The 15,015-nt window shown below is 58.6% G+C and carries 15 protein-coding genes and 2 pseudogenes; 14 read left to right on the top strand and 3 right to left on the bottom strand.

The window, feature by feature from the left end; translation table 11 throughout:
• Positions 1–33 precede the first annotated feature (33 nt).
• The 6 genes from ACVCNR_RS22800 to ACVCNR_RS22775 all read left to right on the top strand — a co-directional run bounded on the left by ACVCNR_RS22800 (position 34) and on the right by ACVCNR_RS22775 (position 6,888).
• Positions 34–1,068 (top strand): ABC transporter substrate-binding protein, encoded by a 1,035-nt coding sequence (locus ACVCNR_RS22800; RefSeq protein WP_447076616.1) that lies wholly within the window; start codon positions 34–36, stop codon positions 1,066–1,068.
• A gap of 76 nt (positions 1,069–1,144) precedes the next feature.
• Positions 1,145–2,158 (top strand): proline racemase family protein, encoded by a 1,014-nt coding sequence (locus ACVCNR_RS22795; RefSeq protein ID WP_447076695.1) that lies wholly within the window; start codon positions 1,145–1,147, stop codon positions 2,156–2,158.
• Positions 2,159–2,182: 24 nt separating this feature from the next.
• Positions 2,183–3,211: an ABC transporter ATP-binding protein gene (locus tag ACVCNR_RS22790; protein ID WP_447076615.1), complete on the top strand. Its 1,029-nt coding sequence runs from the start codon at positions 2,183–2,185 to the stop codon at positions 3,209–3,211.
• 3 nt (positions 3,212–3,214) lie between these two features.
• Positions 3,215–4,048, top strand: coding sequence for an ABC transporter permease (locus ACVCNR_RS22785; RefSeq protein WP_354196883.1), 834 nt, complete (start codon positions 3,215–3,217; stop codon positions 4,046–4,048).
• A gap of 4 nt (positions 4,049–4,052) precedes the next feature.
• Positions 4,053–4,835, top strand: coding sequence for an ABC transporter permease (locus ACVCNR_RS22780; RefSeq protein WP_354196885.1), 783 nt, complete (start codon positions 4,053–4,055; stop codon positions 4,833–4,835).
• Positions 4,836–4,851: 16 nt separating this feature from the next.
• Positions 4,852–6,888, top strand: coding sequence for an oxidoreductase (locus ACVCNR_RS22775; RefSeq protein WP_447076614.1), 2,037 nt, complete (start codon positions 4,852–4,854; stop codon positions 6,886–6,888).
• Between the two features lie 24 nt (positions 6,889–6,912).
• Here the strand turns inward: ACVCNR_RS22775 and ACVCNR_RS22770 are convergent.
• The 3 genes and pseudogenes from ACVCNR_RS22770 to ACVCNR_RS22760 form a co-directional block, all read right to left on the bottom strand.
• A pseudogene (locus ACVCNR_RS22770) lies at positions 6,913–7,251 on the bottom strand (recombinase family protein); the annotation flags it as partial.
• A pseudogene (locus ACVCNR_RS22765) lies at positions 7,234–7,551 on the bottom strand (helix-turn-helix domain-containing protein); the annotation flags it as partial. The pseudogenes ACVCNR_RS22770 and ACVCNR_RS22765, both read right to left, overlap by 18 nt.
• Positions 7,541–7,723 (bottom strand): type II toxin-antitoxin system HigB family toxin, encoded by a 183-nt coding sequence (locus ACVCNR_RS22760; protein ID WP_447076613.1) that lies wholly within the window; start codon positions 7,721–7,723, stop codon positions 7,541–7,543. The pseudogene ACVCNR_RS22765 and the gene ACVCNR_RS22760, both read right to left, overlap by 11 nt.
• Before the next feature lie 43 nt (positions 7,724–7,766).
• Here ACVCNR_RS22760 and ACVCNR_RS22755 point away from each other — a divergent pair, with 43 nt between their 5' ends.
• From ACVCNR_RS22755 to ACVCNR_RS22720, 8 genes are read left to right on the top strand one after another with little or no spacing between them, the layout of a single operon-like run.
• Positions 7,767–8,882, top strand: a complete 1,116-nt coding sequence (locus tag ACVCNR_RS22755; RefSeq protein ID WP_447076612.1) for an ABC transporter substrate-binding protein — start codon at positions 7,767–7,769, stop codon at positions 8,880–8,882.
• A 35-nt stretch (positions 8,883–8,917) separates the two neighbouring features.
• Entirely contained in the window at positions 8,918–9,787 is an 870-nt protein-coding gene (locus ACVCNR_RS22750) for a branched-chain amino acid ABC transporter permease (protein ID WP_354196894.1), read from the top strand.
• On the top strand, positions 9,787–10,800 hold the full coding sequence (locus ACVCNR_RS22745) for a branched-chain amino acid ABC transporter permease (protein WP_354196896.1): 1,014 nt from the start codon (positions 9,787–9,789) through the stop codon (positions 10,798–10,800). The genes ACVCNR_RS22750 and ACVCNR_RS22745 overlap by 1 nt, the downstream gene beginning before the upstream one ends.
• A complete protein-coding gene (locus ACVCNR_RS22740) occupies positions 10,797–11,591 on the top strand; it encodes an ABC transporter ATP-binding protein (protein ID WP_354196898.1) in 795 nt (264 codons plus the stop codon). Before ACVCNR_RS22745 ends, ACVCNR_RS22740 begins: the two co-directional genes overlap by 4 nt.
• Positions 11,584–12,321 carry an ABC transporter ATP-binding protein gene (locus ACVCNR_RS22735; RefSeq protein ID WP_447076611.1) on the top strand — a complete coding sequence of 246 codons (738 nt, stop codon included), beginning with the start codon at positions 11,584–11,586 and terminating at the stop codon, positions 12,319–12,321. The genes ACVCNR_RS22740 and ACVCNR_RS22735 overlap by 8 nt, the downstream gene beginning before the upstream one ends.
• The gene (locus ACVCNR_RS22730; RefSeq protein ID WP_354196902.1) at positions 12,321–13,385 is read left to right on the top strand and encodes a M14 family metallopeptidase; all 1,065 of its coding nucleotides are present in this window, start codon (positions 12,321–12,323) and stop codon (positions 13,383–13,385) included. Before ACVCNR_RS22735 ends, ACVCNR_RS22730 begins: the two co-directional genes overlap by 1 nt.
• Positions 13,378–14,208: a nitrilase-related carbon-nitrogen hydrolase gene (locus tag ACVCNR_RS22725; RefSeq protein ID WP_354196904.1), complete on the top strand. Its 831-nt coding sequence runs from the start codon at positions 13,378–13,380 to the stop codon at positions 14,206–14,208. Before ACVCNR_RS22730 ends, ACVCNR_RS22725 begins: the two co-directional genes overlap by 8 nt.
• Complete coding sequence (locus ACVCNR_RS22720; protein ID WP_354196906.1) at positions 14,208–14,984, top strand: IclR family transcriptional regulator; 777 nt, start codon at positions 14,208–14,210, stop codon at positions 14,982–14,984. Before ACVCNR_RS22725 ends, ACVCNR_RS22720 begins: the two co-directional genes overlap by 1 nt.
• Positions 14,985–15,015 lie beyond the last annotated feature (31 nt).

Raw genomic sequence — 15,015 nt, 5'->3', positions numbered from 1 at the left:
ATTTTACGCCGGGGAATAGGAAGGAGAATGAAAATGAAGCATAGACTCGGCGTTCTTCTCGCGGCCGCATCGGCAATAGTTATGACGGCGCGCCTCGCGCACGCCCAGGAAGCCATGACGATCGCGGTGCCGGGCGCAAACTGGGGCGAAGCCTTCGACAGCTGCGTCATCAAGCCGTTTGCTGCCGAGAACCAAGTGACCTATCGGCTGGAATTCGGCAACTCGACCACGTCGTTTTCCAAGCTGCAGCAACAGCGCGCCAATCCAGTTATCGACGTCGCGTGGATGGACGGCGGCATCAGCGAGCTCGCCAATGCCGACGGTCTGGTTGAGACCCTCGATCCCAAGCGCATCCCGAATCTCGCGAACCTGCTGCCGCAGGCGGTTGCCGAGAAGGACGGGAAGCAGTTTGCCGCCAGCGTCGGCTTCTACTCCCTCGGTATCGTCTACAACACAAAGGACGTTACGACGCCACCGACATCCTGGAATGACCTATGGAATCCGAAATACCAGGACGAGGTCATCATACCGGCGCCCGCGAACGCCGCTGGTGTTCCCTTTATCCTTTTTCTCGACCGCATCTGGAATACGTCGCCAGATCTCACCAAGACCTTCGCCAAGCTGAAGGAGCTGAAGGCGGCGATGTATTTCGACACGTCTGGAAACGCGAGCAACGCGTTTCAGCGTGGAGAGGCGGTTGTCGGCGCGAACTTCAACGTGTCTGCCTGGGATCTTGCGGACAAGGGACTGCCGATTGCCTTTACGACGCCCAAGGAAGGGTTCTGGGCCAATGATGGGCGTATCCACCTCGTCAAGGACAGTAAACACCGCGAGTTGGCGGAAAAGCTGATCAATTCGGCTCTCACGCCCGCAGCGTCTACCTGCCTGGCCGACAAACTCTATCTCGGCCCCTCGGTCAAGGGCGTGACCATCTCGGAAAAGACCGCTCCGAAGATGCCCTGGGGAGCGAAAGGTTCGATCGACAGCCTCGTCCAGATCAAATGGGACGACATCAACGCCCAACGATCCGCCATCACCGATCTCTGGAACAGAGAGATCGCGCGCTGAACGCTGGCTCTCATGGCGGATGTCGGCCTAGCGCATCCGCCCGAGCCCCTCAAACCTATCATGGAGCTAGACCTTGATCCGCCAGCAAGATGTCTTTGATGTCGTCTACACCCACACCGACGGTGATCCGCTGTGCATCGTCCATTCCGGCATTCCCTATCCTGCGGGCTCCACAATCTTGGAGAAGCGACGGTTCCTTGAACAGAACTATGACTGGTTGCGCCGGGCGCTGATGCGCGAGCCACGCGGCCACAAGGATATGTTCGGTGTTTTCCTGACGCCGCCTTCCAGTGCGGACTTCGATGCGGGGCTGATCTACATCGATGGCACGAACTACTCCCACATGTGCGGTCACGGGACTATCGCGATCGCGATGGCCATGGTGGCGCTTGGCATGGTCAGGCGCGGCGACGGGCACCGGACCCTTATCCGCTTCGAGACTACGGCCGGCCTGGTGACGGCTGAGGTGGCCAACGAGGGACCGGATGTCCTCTGGACGCGCTTTGAGAACGTGCCAGCCTATGTCGCGGCACAGGATGTGCCCTTCGATCTGCCCGGCATCGGGTCGCTGAAGGCCGATATCGTCTGGGGTGGAAACTACTTCGGGATCATCGACCTGCGCGGCACGTCGCTGCGCATCTCGCCGGAGAACGGATCGGAACTCTCGCGCCTCGGCATTGTCGCACGCGAGCAGCTTCGCCAGAAGATCCAGCTCCAGCACCCGTCCGAACCGCATATCAACAATTTCAACTTCGTGACCTTCTGGCACGAGCCGGACAATTCGACGTCAAAGTACAAGAACGTCCATGTCTGGAGCGCCGGCCAGATATCCCGCTCCGCGGGCGGCACGGGTACGAGCGCCATGATGGCGATGTACGAGGCGCGCGGGGAGATGAAGCTCCATGAGCCGATCCTGTCGGAGGGCCTCCTCGGCATCGGTGCCTTCGAGGGGTGCCTGATTGGTGAGACCAGCCTCAACGGCACGCGGGCGGTCCGTCCGACCGTCAAGGGCACTGCAAGTCTCCTCGGAACCGCGCGCTGGACAATCGACCGAAACGATCCCGTCGGCGCCGGCTTCGTCATCTCCTAATCGCATCCAGAGGCGGTAGTACCCATGGCCATTCTCGCGATCAGGGACGTATCCAAGAGCTTCGGAAGGCATACCGCGCTCAATAGCGTTTCCCTGACCGTGAATCCTGGTGAATTCGTATCCCTGCTCGGGCCGAGCGGTTGCGGCAAGACGACATTGTTGCGCCTCGTTGCCGGTTTCCTGCAACCGAGCGTGGGATCGATCGAAATCGACGGCAGAGATGTGACCGCACTGCCGCCAAACAAACGACCGCTTAACACCGTCTTCCAGAACTATGCACTGTTTCCCCATATGACATTTCTTCAGAATGTCGCCTACGGGCCATTGCGGGCAGGCGTGGCCAAACAGGATGCACGCTCGCGGGCATTGCAAGCCCTGGAAATGGTTGGCCTCGTCGGCCTCCAGGAGCGCTATCCGCGCGAGGCCTCAGGTGGTCAGCAGCAACGTGCCGCTCTGGCTCGTGCGATCGTCAATCGACCCAAGCTTCTGCTGCTCGACGAGCCGCTGAGCGCGCTCGATCTCCAGCTGCGGCGACGCATGCAGATCGAACTGAAGCAATTGCAGGAGAGGATCGGCATCGCCTTCATCTTCGTCACCCATGACCAGGAAGAAGCGATGACCATGTCCGATCACATCGTCGTGATGAACGCGGGCTCGATCGAACAGATCGGAACCGGAAACGAAATCTACCGCGCGCCCGAAACGCGCTTCGTGGCCGAATTCATCGGCGAAGCCAACTTCTTCGTCGTCTCGCCCTCTGGTTGCGATCTGGCTGCGCAGCCCGACGGCTTCGTGCCGTCACCAGGGTCACGGATCGCGGTTGTCCGCCCCGAACATGTCGAAGTGACGACCGACGCCGACGTCTCAAATGGTTTCTCAATCGGCGGGGTCGTTGAAACGATATCCGGCGTAGGGGGCGTCACCAGCATCCGCGTGCGTGCGGGCAACGGGCTGATCATTGCAAAGCGCCTTGGCATGGAAGTGCCAATCGCAGCCGGTCAGGCTGTCAGGCTTTGCGTCGCCAGGCACAACGTCCATGTGATCGGCAGGTGATGTATGAGATCGACACCAGCCATCGTCGCGGGCCTTATCGCACTACCCGTCTCGTTCTTCACCGCGTTTTTTCTCGTCCCTCTTATCGTGGTCCTGATCGCCAGCCTGACCAATGGCGACGGCCAGCTGACCTTCGCCCACTACGCCCGAATACTGTTCGACGCCTACCATTGGGATATTTTGCTGGTAACGTTCAGGCTTGGCCTACTCACGACCTTGATTTGCGTGGTGCTCGCCTATCCCCTGGCCTGGTACCTCGTGAGGATCGCGAAGTGGCGCGCATGGCGTCGGCTGTGCGTGATCCTCGTTGTCCTTCCGCTCTTCACCAGCAACATTGTGCGGTCTTTCGGATGGATGATCCTGCTCGGGCGACGGGGCATGATCAATGACTGGCTGGTTGGCGCAGGCCTGGTGGAGCGGCCGGTCCGATTTATCGGAACCGAAACCGGCATTCTGATCGGTCTCGTCTACATCCTGCTGCCGTTCGTGGTTCTGACAATCGGCAATGCATTGGCCAAAGTGGATCCATCATACGAGCACGCCTCGGCCGATCTCGGCGCGGGTCGGGTCTCCACATTCTATCATGTTACATTTCCGCTGACGCTGCCCGGCGCGGTCTCGGGCGCCATTCTGGTGTTTGCCCTAACGGTCAGCGCCTATGTCACGCCGGCGCTTCTTTCCGGCGGACAGATCACAGTGCTGCCGATGCTCATCTTCCAGCAATACAGCAGTGTCTTCGACTTCCATTACGGCGGTGCGCTCGCCATCACTCTGCTCGTCTTCACCCTTGCGATGATCGGGCTTGCCTCAATGGTCAGCCGCAGAGGAGGGCAGTAGGGTCATGGTTACGTGGACCATCCGTCTGATCTCGCTCGCGATACTGGCCTATCTCACGTTTCCGCTCGTGGTCATCATCGGCGCGTCGCTCACCACAACCAGCTTTCTCGCTTTTCCCCCGCAGGGACTGACGTTTGATTGGTACGAGGTGGTGCTGACCAAAGGTGCCTATCTCTCGGCCTTTGCGAACAGCGCTCGCCTTGCGACCGCGGCGACACTCATTGCTATCGTGATGGCCATCCCTGCTGCTATCGCTGTTGCCCGACATCAGTTTCCCGGAAAGGCGGCATTCTCGGCGCTCCTGTTGTCGCCGCTGGTCCTTCCCCACCTTGTCCTCGGCGCGGCCCTTCTGCAGTTCGGCACCATCATCGGCCTGACCCGAAGCTTCATTGCTCTGCTCGTCGGACATGTTGTCATTGTCACACCCTACGTCATGCGAACGGTCCTGCCCCTTTTGTCTCCTGAACAGAAGACGCTCGAAGATGCCTCGCGGGACCTCGGTGCGAATGCCTGGGAGACGTTCCGTTATGTGACCCTGCCGCAGATCCGGCCTGGCGTCGTATCAGGCGCGATCTTCGCCTTCATCACATCGTTCATCAATGTCGAGCTTTCGATCTTCAACACGACGCCGGAGCTCAACACGATACCGGTGCTGCTGTTTTCCTATGTCGAATACTCAATCGATCCGACGATCGCCGCCGTTTCTGCAGCAACCATCATCGCCGCCGCCATCGCCATCATCCTGGTCGATCTGTTCATCGGACTCGACTTCTTCTCCGACAAATAGATTCCGGTGCAACGCCATGTCTCGCGATCCGCTCCTCCAACCGTTCCAACTCAAGCATCTGACGCTCAAGAACCGAATCATGATTTCGTCCCATGAGCCGGCCTATCCGGAAGACGGGCTCCCGAAGCAGCGTTACCGCGCCTATCACGAAGAGCGTGCGCGCGCCGGGGTTGCGCTGACCATGACGGCCGGTTCCGCCATCGTCTCCCGCGACAGTCCGCCCGTCTTCAACAATATCCTGGCCTACAAGGACGAGGTTGTGCCGTGGATGAAGGAGCTCACCGACGCGTGCCACGAGCATGGCGCCGCCGTAATGATCCAACTTACCCATCTCGGTCGCAGAACCGGGTGGGCCAAGGGTGACTGGCTGACCGCCGTTTCTCCCTCGCATAACCGGGAAGCTTCACATCGGGCGTTCCCGAAGAAAATCGAGGATTGGGATATCGAGCGGATCATCGCCGACTACACCGATGCGGCGGAACGCATGAAAATGGCCGGCCTTGATGGTATCGAGCTGCAGGCCTACGGCCATCTGATGGATCAGTTCTGGTCGCCGTTGACCAACACGCTCGATGCGCCATATGGCGGCTCGCTCGACAACAGACTGCGCTTCACGTTTGAGGTCCTGGCCTCGATCCGTCGGCGCCTGGGCAACGAATTCATCGTCGGCATCCGATACACGGCTGACGAAATGACCGAGGGCGGGATAACCAAGGAGGAAGGCATCCAGATCTCCCGCCGTCTCCGGGATTCGGGGATGGTCGATTTCCTCAATGTCATCCGGGGCCGCATCGACACCGACGCCGCCCTGACCGACGTCATTCCGATCCAGGGCATGCCGAACTCACCCCATCTCGACTTCGCCGGTGAAATCCGCGCAGCGACGGGCATGACGACGTTCCACGCGGCCAAGATCCCGGACGTCGCGACTGCGCGTCATGCCATTGCATCCGGCAAACTCGACATGGTCGGGATGACGAGGGCCCATATCGCCGATCCGCATATCGTGCGCAAGATCATCGAGGGACGCGAGGATGCGATCCGACCTTGCGTCGGCGCCAACTACTGTCTCGACAGGATCTATCAGGGCGGTGAGGCTTATTGCATCCACAATGCGGCCACCGGGCGTGAGCTTTCGATGCCACACGTCGTTGCCGCGAGCGAGCGGAAAAAGAGAGTGGTCGTGGTTGGGGCTGGGCCGGCCGGTCTCGAGGCGGCACGGATCGCCTCCGAACGCGGTCACGCCGTCACTGTCCTGGAGGCCGCTTCGGATCCTGGTGGCCAGGTCCGGCTCACCGCGCGAAGCGAACGCCGGCGCGAGATGATCAGCATTATTGACTGGCGGATGGAACGCTGTCTCGAGCAGGGAGTCGATTTCCGGTTCAACACATGGGCGGAAGCAGCCGATGTGACCGCGCTTAATCCCGACGTCGTGATCATTGCGACCGGTGGTCTGCCGCACACCGAAGTTCTCAGGAAGGGCAACGAGTTCGTGGTCTCGGCATGGGACATCATTGCCGGCGATGTGCCTCCCGGTTCCAACGTTCTTGTCTACGACGATGCCGGCGATCACGTCGCCTTGCAGGCTGCCGAGATTGTGGCGGCGACCGGCGCCAAAGTGGAAATCGTCACGCCGGACCGGACCTTCTCGCCGGAGGTCATGGCGATGAATCTCGTACCCTACATGCGTAGCCTACAGAAGCTCGACACAACCTTCACCGTCACGTTTCGATTGGAGGAGGTCGAGCGGCAGGGTAACATGTTGCTCGCCCGATTTGGCAGCGACTACGGCGGCGTCAACAAGGAGCGGCTCGTCGACCAGGTGGTCGTGAACCACGGCACGATCCCGCTTGATGATATCTATTTCGAGCTCAAACCCATGTCATCGAATCTCGGAGAACTCAGTCAGCGCCAGCTTCTCGCAGGCGAGTCGCAATCAATCGTCAGAAATCCGGATGGAAAATTCCAGCTCTTTCGGATTGGTGACGCCATATCCGCCCGTAATACGCACGCGGCGATCTATGACGCTTTGCGATTAATGAAAGACGTCTGAGAGAAGCCAGCGCGGCAGCCTCGTCGTGCCCTTGAGACCGAAATGAAGCTCGCTGATCTCGCCCTCGGCTAGGGTGACGATCGGCCCGCCGGCGAACTTCAGATGCTTGTAGAAGGTGGCGACGTCAGCCTGGTCGCAGCTGATGCGATCCAGCGCTTCCGCGAGCAGGATATCGAACTGGCCCGCCTGCGCGTCCTACAGCAGCGACTGGATGCCCGGCCGGAGGATCATGCTCGGGCCGGAGATGCCCGCGTCCTTGTAGGTGCCGACGATTTTCCACTTCTCGCGCTTCGCCTGCTCACAGTAGATGCGGAACTGGTCGTCGATCGACGCCTCGCGCTGGGAGTGCAGTTGCCGGATCATGTCGATCGACAGGCTGCGCTTGGGATTCAGCACATCCGCAACACGGTTGCGTGGGCCGATCATGGGCTCGAGATCCTTGCGGGTCAGCCCCTGCTGCTCCATGCGGAAATGGATTGCTTCCACCGGATCAGGCAGGTCCATTGGATAGTGCTTCGCCTCATGCACATCGATCAGCGTCGCCAGAACGTCGAGCTGGTCACCTTCCGGCGTGCCACTATCGGCGCCCCACAGCCGTTCGACCTCGGCCAGCGCTTCATCGTAATCCGCTTTCGTGCGGATCGGCTTCAGGTCAGTCGCCATACTCGATCTCCTTCACGTCGATCCTACCGTAAGCCTTGTGCGTGCCGAGCCACTTGATCCAGACGATGCTCGTCTCGAAGCCCGCCGACACGACGAGGCGGTAGCCATTGCCCTTGGGCCAGATGAATCGATTGACACGCGGAGCTTTCCAGCTATTATTTTCGGAAATCATGTTTCCAAATAGGAAACAAAAATGGGAGGACGGAATGTTTCGGATGACAATCGCGGCAACAATGATGTTGTTTGCAGCACATAGCGCAGTCGCGCAGGACAAGATCGTGATCGGCCTGAGCACACCCCTGACGGGCAGTGTTGCCGCATTGGGCCAGCATGAGAACTGGGGTGCGTCGCTGGCCGTCGAGGAAATCAATGACGCCGGCGGCATCAACGGAAGGCAGCTTCATATCGAGGCTCAAGATAACCAGTGCAACCCGACACAGGGCATCACAAGCGTCGAGAACCTGTTGCAGAACGACCCCATCGCAGTCATGGGCGCGCTTTGCAGCTCGGTGACGCTGGCCGTCATGCCGATCATGGAACGTGCTGAGCGCCCGCTTATGGTTGGTGTAGCGACTTCGCCGCTCATTACGGAGCACGCTGGCGTTGGCGGTAACGACTGGACCTTCCGCATCAATCCGTCTGACAGCGGACTTGCGGTTGCTCTCGGAAATTATCTGACCGAGATGAACACCATCAAAACCATCGCATTCGTTGGTGAAGACACTGACTACGGCCGTGGCGGCCATAACGCTTTGACTGAAGCTCTCAAGGGCAAGGGCATCGAGATCGTTTCCGCCGACTTCTACAAGCAGGGAACTCCTGATTTCACGACGGTTTTGACGCGGATCAAGGCTGCGAAGCCTGACGCTGTTGCGCTTTATGCGACTGGTGTCGATGAGCTGGGTTTCATCCGTCAGTATCGCGGCATGAACATCGAGTCCCTTCTCAGTGGCCGTGTTTCGCTGGACGAGCTGTTGCCGGTCATCCAGGCAGGTGCGCTTGAAGGTGCGACCAGCGTCTATCCTTATGCAGTGCAGCTGGATACGCCGGAGAACAAGGCATTCGTAGAGAGCTTCAAGACCGCCTATGGTGAATTGCCCAACTACCAGAGCTTTCAGGGCTATGAGAGCGTGCGTGTGCTTGCCGATGCACTCAAGCGCAGCAAGGAGCTGACGCCGGCGGGTTTGAAGCAGGCCCTCAAGGAAGCTGATTTCGCGTCTGTCACAGGCGGTAATATCAAGTTCGATGACCACAATCAGGCGCACAACCTTGCCCTTATCGTGAAGGTCAAGGACGGCGTGATCGTTATCGAGACGATGTCGGGCACATGACCCGAAATATCTTCAACCAATCTTAGGAAGAATCGATGGAATTCTTCACCCAATTGGTAATTAACGGGCTGATGCTTGGGATGGTCTATGCGCTCATTGCGATCGGACTTTCCCTCATCTTTGGCGTGCTCGAGATTGTGAACTTCGCGCACGGGCATTTCTACATGCTTGGCGCAACAATCCTCGCGGCATTGGTCACCTCTGCGGGTATCGGCTTCTTTCCGGGGCTGATCGTCGCGGCGTTAGCAGTCGGCATGGTCGGATATATCGTCTATGTGGTTCTGCTGCGTCATTTCCGTGAAGGCGAATTCGATCGGGGCATCATCCTGACAATCGGCATTGGCATGGTGCTCCAGAACGGCGTTGCGTATCTCTTCGGTTCCAGCTCGCGTATTGTGGACACCCCCTTTTCTTTCGTTAGCTGGGACGTTTCCGGGTTCTTCGTCGATGCTCAGCGAGCGATTGCGGTGATGGTCGGCGCAGTTGCGATCGCATTGCTCTATGGCGTGCTGACCTTCACCCGTATCGGCAAGGCCATGCGTGCCTTCGCACAAAACCGGGAAGCGGCTTTCATCGTCGGCATCAGGCCGGCAGTGATCGCGGGCCTTGCCGTGGCAATCGGCATCGCTCTCGCCGGACTTGCCGGTGCTGCTCTCGCTCCCGTTTTTGCCGTTCACCCGGCAATGGGTGCGCCGATCCTCTTCAAGGTTTTTGCCATCATCATCATCGGCGGGCTTGGAAGCTTGCCGGGGGCTTTGGTTGCAAGCCTGCTCATCGGCGTGACTGAAAGCGTCGTCGGTGGTTACTCGTCGGTCGCTCTCCAGGATGCGGTTGCCTTCATCCTCATGATCGTTGTGCTGCTCGCTTTCCCTGCGGGTCTGTTTGGCAAGGGGATAAGGGTCTGATGTCTGCTACCGCTCGCACTTCCGTTTCTCCTGTCGGCGGGTCATTCGCCCGTCTGACAGGTCCGCTGGTGATTCTGTCGCTTGTGGCGCTCATCCTGCTGCCTTCGATCTGGCCATCCTCCTATGTCATTAATATCCTGATCTTGGCCTTCATCTTTGGCATATTGGCAACAGGTCTGAATCTCATTTTCGGCTATACTGGCCTGCTGTCGTTTGGACAGATCGGTTTCTTCGGGCTGGGCGCCTATCTCTATGCGCTTTTGACAATGGATGCCGGGCTTTCACCATGGTTCGCCATGTTGCTTGCAGGTGTCGGTGCGGGCTTCGTCGCGCTGCTTCTTGGCTATCCGGCGCTTCGTGTCTCACGCGCCAGCTTTGTTATCGTTACGCTCAGCTTCACGCTGCTCGCAGCACTTCTGGCTCGCAACTGGGTTGAGGTTACGCGTGGACCGATGGGCATCCCGAAACTTCCCGCACCGTCAGTAGATTTGCCGGGTCTGGGTGAATTCAGCGGCCATGATCCGCGCGTGTTCTACTTCATCGCACTTGGTATGGCGGTGGTGTGCATCGGGGTCACTTATCTGCTGGTCAATTCACCAGTGGGTCGCGTTCTACGCGCCGTCAATCTCAACGAACCGCTTGCTGCCTCTCAAGGTATTTCGCCGAAAAAGTACCAGATCGCCGCGTTCTCGATTGCAGGTATTCTAAGTGGTGTCGCAGGCAGCCTCCATGTCGCGCATCTGGGCATCGTCGACCCGTCGATTTTCGATCCTTACTACAGTGAAATGTTGCTTATCATCGTCATCATTGGCGGACCTGGAAGTCTTTGGATGGTGGTGATTTCAAGCTTCGTCTTCATGGTCATTCCGGAACTTCTGCGTATGGCGCCGGAACTGCGAATGGTTCTGTTCGGCTTCATCCTCGTTCTTGCGGCAATGCTCTTCCCCACCGGCGTAGGAGGATATCTGGAAGACCGCAAGGTAGCCTTGTGGAGAAGGAGCCTGCGCTCATGACCGCAATTTTGACCACACATGCGCTTTGCAAAAACTATCGCGGTATCAAGGCGGTTCAAGATGCGGAAATTTCCGTTGCACACGGCAAGATCACCGGTCTGATCGGGCCGAATGGTTCGGGTAAGAGCACGACTATCGACTGCATCACCGGCTTCACTCAACCATCTTCGGGTCAGGTTCTTTATGATGGCCAGGATATTACCGGAAAGCCCTCGCACGGCCTTGCAGGTGTCGGTCTGGTGCGGACGTTCCAGAACGTCAGAGTCTATGAACGGCTGAGCGTGATGGACAATCTCGCGGTCGCTTCGCAAAAGTTGCGGACGCATGGCTGGCTGCCGCTGATGTTGAAATCGGCTGCCGTTAAGGCAGACGAGAAGGATATCGAGCAGGAAGCCATGTCGTTTCTCGAACTGGTCGGTATGGCTCACTATGCGGGTGCGCCCGCGGGCATATTGTCCTACGGACAGCGCAAGCTGATCGCGCTTGCTGCCTGTCTCATCACGCATCCGAAGCTGATCGTGCTGGACGAGCCTCTTGCAGGCGTGAACCCGACGATCATCCGCAGGATTTCGGGACTTATCGAGACGTTGAACGAGCAGGGGCTAACCTTCCTGATCGTCGAGCACAATGTCGATTTCATCATGCGCCATTGCGACCATGTGATCGTCATGGAGCAGGGAAAGAAACTCACCGAGGGCAAGCCTGAGGATGTGCGCCGCGACGAACGAGTTCTGGAAGCATATCTCGGCAAGCGCATTGCCCTTGAAGCGAAGGGAACGGCCTATGCCTGAGAAAAAGGTCCTTCTGGAGCTTGTAGATATGTGCGTCGGCTATACCGAGCCGATTGTACGCGACGTATCGCTGAAGGTCGAAGAGAACACGATCTGGAGCCTTATCGGCGGCAACGGGGCAGGCAAGTCTACATTGCTGAAATCCCTGTTCGGGCTAACCCGCTGCTTCAGCGGAGAACTTCTGTTCGATGGCACTCCGATTCAGGATCTGACGCCCGCTGAACGTGTTCGTAAGGGTATGGGAATCGTGCCCCAGGGTCGGTGCAATTTTCCGCTGATGACGGTGCGGGAAAACCTTGAAATGGGTGCGTACACACTCAACCGGACCGAAGCGCGACACGCAATGGAACGGGTTCTGGAGATGTTTCCCATGCTGCGCCGGAAGCTGAGTGAAAGCGCGGGCAATCTCAGCGGCGGCGAACAACAGATACTGGAAACAGCCATGGCTCTTGAAACCGGGCCGCGGTTGCTGCTGCTCGACGAGCCGTCACTGGGCCTCTCGCCTAAGATGCAGCAGGAAGTGTTTGAGACGGTCAAGAGCCTGCGAGGCGAGGGCCTGACAGTCGTCATGGCAGAACAGAACATCCTCGGTTCGTTGATGATATCCGACAGAGCCTTCGTGCTCGATCTGGGTACAAAACTCATGGAAGGCTTGGCCCGCGAAGTGCTGGAAGATCCCAAAATCAAGGTTGCCTTCCTTGGTGCAGACCCAGCGGAGGTGGGAGAGTAATGAACATAAACACCTGGGCTGTCAAATTTGCGAGTGGCGGTGGTGACTCGATTTTTCCGACTATTGCCGAAGTGGTGAGCGCAACAGCGCCCGGTCAGACACGGATTGGACAAGCCGTGATCGGCACATTCGCCAGCGGCATGCCGATCCTGATTCCGGTTATGGTGGCCCGCGCTTCAGAACCAGGGCCGACGCTATGGCTCAACGGCGCAGTTCATGGCGATGAACTCAACGGCGTGTTAGCTTCCGTCGATTTCTTCCAGTGTCTGGAAGGGCGGCTGGAAAAAGGCGCCGTGATCGTCACGCCCATCTGTAATCCTGTTGCGCTGGATGCGCGCCGCAAGCGCGTGCCTCAGGACGAACTCGATCTCGACCAGAACTTTCCGGGGCGTGTGGGCGGCTCGATGTCTCAAAGGCTCGCATATGCGCTTTTTGAAGGCATCCGCGCGCAGGCCGATGTGGTCGTGAACTTCCACACTATGAACCCATATTTCGAGTCCGAGCCGTATGCAGTTTATAAGGGCGATGCGTCTTCCGGCGTAAGCGAACAGGAACTGCTAGGCATGGTCGGTTGCTTCTCTCCCTTTGTTGCCTGCCGGATGATTACCTCCTCTGCTGGCGAGCTTCCCGGAGACAATTCGGGCGCGCTGGACTATCAGGTTCTAAATCTTGGAAAAGCAGCCTTCATGGTCGAGCTTGGAGGAGGCAGCCGACAAGTTCCTGTTCATATAGATGCCGGACGTGAGGGGCTGGAACGGCTGGCCGCCCGCATGGGACTTCTCGCCGGTGACGGAGTTGAGCCAGGTCGCCGGATGCGCCGCGTAACCAGACGTACCCATGTCTTCTCGGAGCGTGGCGGTTTCTTCCGGCAGCACGCCAGCGCGGGCAGCCTGCTTCGGACCGGTGAAAGCCTTGGAGAAATACAGGACTTTGCAGGCAGATTGTTGCAGCGCGTGACCTACGATCAGGACGTTCTGGTCATCGGCATCCGGCTGGACCCCGTGGTGCACACCGGGGATCGCATCGGCTTCATTGCTTTGGAATGGGAAGAGATCGATGTCTAGCCTGACAGTCGCCGCCGTGCAGTTTTCTCCCTTGCTGGGAGATTTGGGAGGGAACCGTGCGCGAACGCTCGGCCTTATTGATCGCGCGGCGGCGCAGGGTGCCAAGCTGGTTGTCTTGCCTGAATGCAGCACCTCTGGCTACGCCTTCTCGGATCGTTCCGAAATCGAGGGTTTGGCCGAGGGTGTGCCCGGTGAGACCATTGAGGCATGGCATGAAAGGGCGCAACATCATGGCATCGTGATCGTCGGCGGCCTGATCGAACGGACGGATGACGTATTCTACAATTCTTCCGTCGTGGTAACACAGGCGGGCCTGGCGGGTGTTTACCGCAAGGTTCATCTTTGGGGTAAAGAGCGTGAATTATATCGGCCGGGAGACGCTATCTCGGTCGTCGATACGCCGATTGGCCACATCGGCACGATCATTTGTTATGATCTCTGGTTCCCGGAATTGTCGCGCAGTCTGGCCTTGTCGGGAGCAGACATTCTCGTCTCGCCTGCGAACTGGGCAGGCAATGCGCGTCTTTCGAACCCCTATGACCGTTACGGCCTGCCTGTCGGCTATCACATGGCTGTCGCTACGGCTGCGGTCAACGAACGGCCGGTGATCGTCGCTGACCGCATCGGGGTGGAAAACGGGCTGCGCTTCCTGGGCAGCAGTTGCATCGTCCGACATTCGGGCGAGGTTGTGGCAGGCCCTGGCCAGCACGACGGCGAACAGATTCTTGTTGCTGATATCGACATTGGTCCGCGCGAAGAAGCTGTTCAAAGCAACCCGCAATCTCGTAGACCCGATGTTTATCGGAATCTGGGAGAGCAATAATGTCGTTGAAGTCGCTTGAGACCGCTGTCGGCGTTCTTTCCACCTTTAGCAAATCGAACACCACGCGCTCGGTGACGGAGATTGTCGAGGAAACAGGTCTCAAGAAAAGCCATGTCTCGAAAATATTGAAGACATTTCGTGAGGCTGGCTTGCTGGAACAGGACCCTGTCACGATGCGCTACGCGGTGGGCATGGGCATGTTCGTGCTGGGCTCACGTTTTGCAGCACGTCAGGTGATGGCGCGCGAGGCATTGCCGATCATGCGGCAGTTGGTTGAGGACACCAATCATTCGGTGACTCTCAGTGTCATATACGAGACCTCGATCATGCATCTCATGGCAGTCGAGGGGCCGCTTTATATTGATGGCCGTTGGCGGGTGGGGGCATTGCTACCAATCCACGCCACAGCGGCTGGCAAGGTGCTGCTTTCGGGTATGACCGCGCCCGTGCGTGAGGACTTGCTGGCCAGGGCGGGGTTAAGGGCGCTGACGCCTCTGACGATCACGGACCCTGCCATTCTCTCGGCGCAACTCCTTGAAATCAGCAAGACGGGCTTTGCGCTTACACGCGGTGAGAGCGCCCCGGGCCTTTCAGCCATATCGGTCCCGATTTTCGCCGAGAATAGCAAGATGGTCTCGGCCCTCAGCACGATCATGCCGGATCAGCTTTTCGACATGGAAAAGATCATGCTTGTCAAGGAACAGATGTTTACGGCGGCGCGCAGCCTGTCGCTGAAACTCGGAGCGCCCACCTATCCGTTTGGTGGGATGGTCTGAGCCATGATGCCGGGGCGGCAATACAGCGACA

The sequence above is a fragment of the Aquamicrobium terrae genome (assembly GCF_052978165.1).
This window is presented reverse-complemented; position numbering and strand designations above follow the sequence as displayed.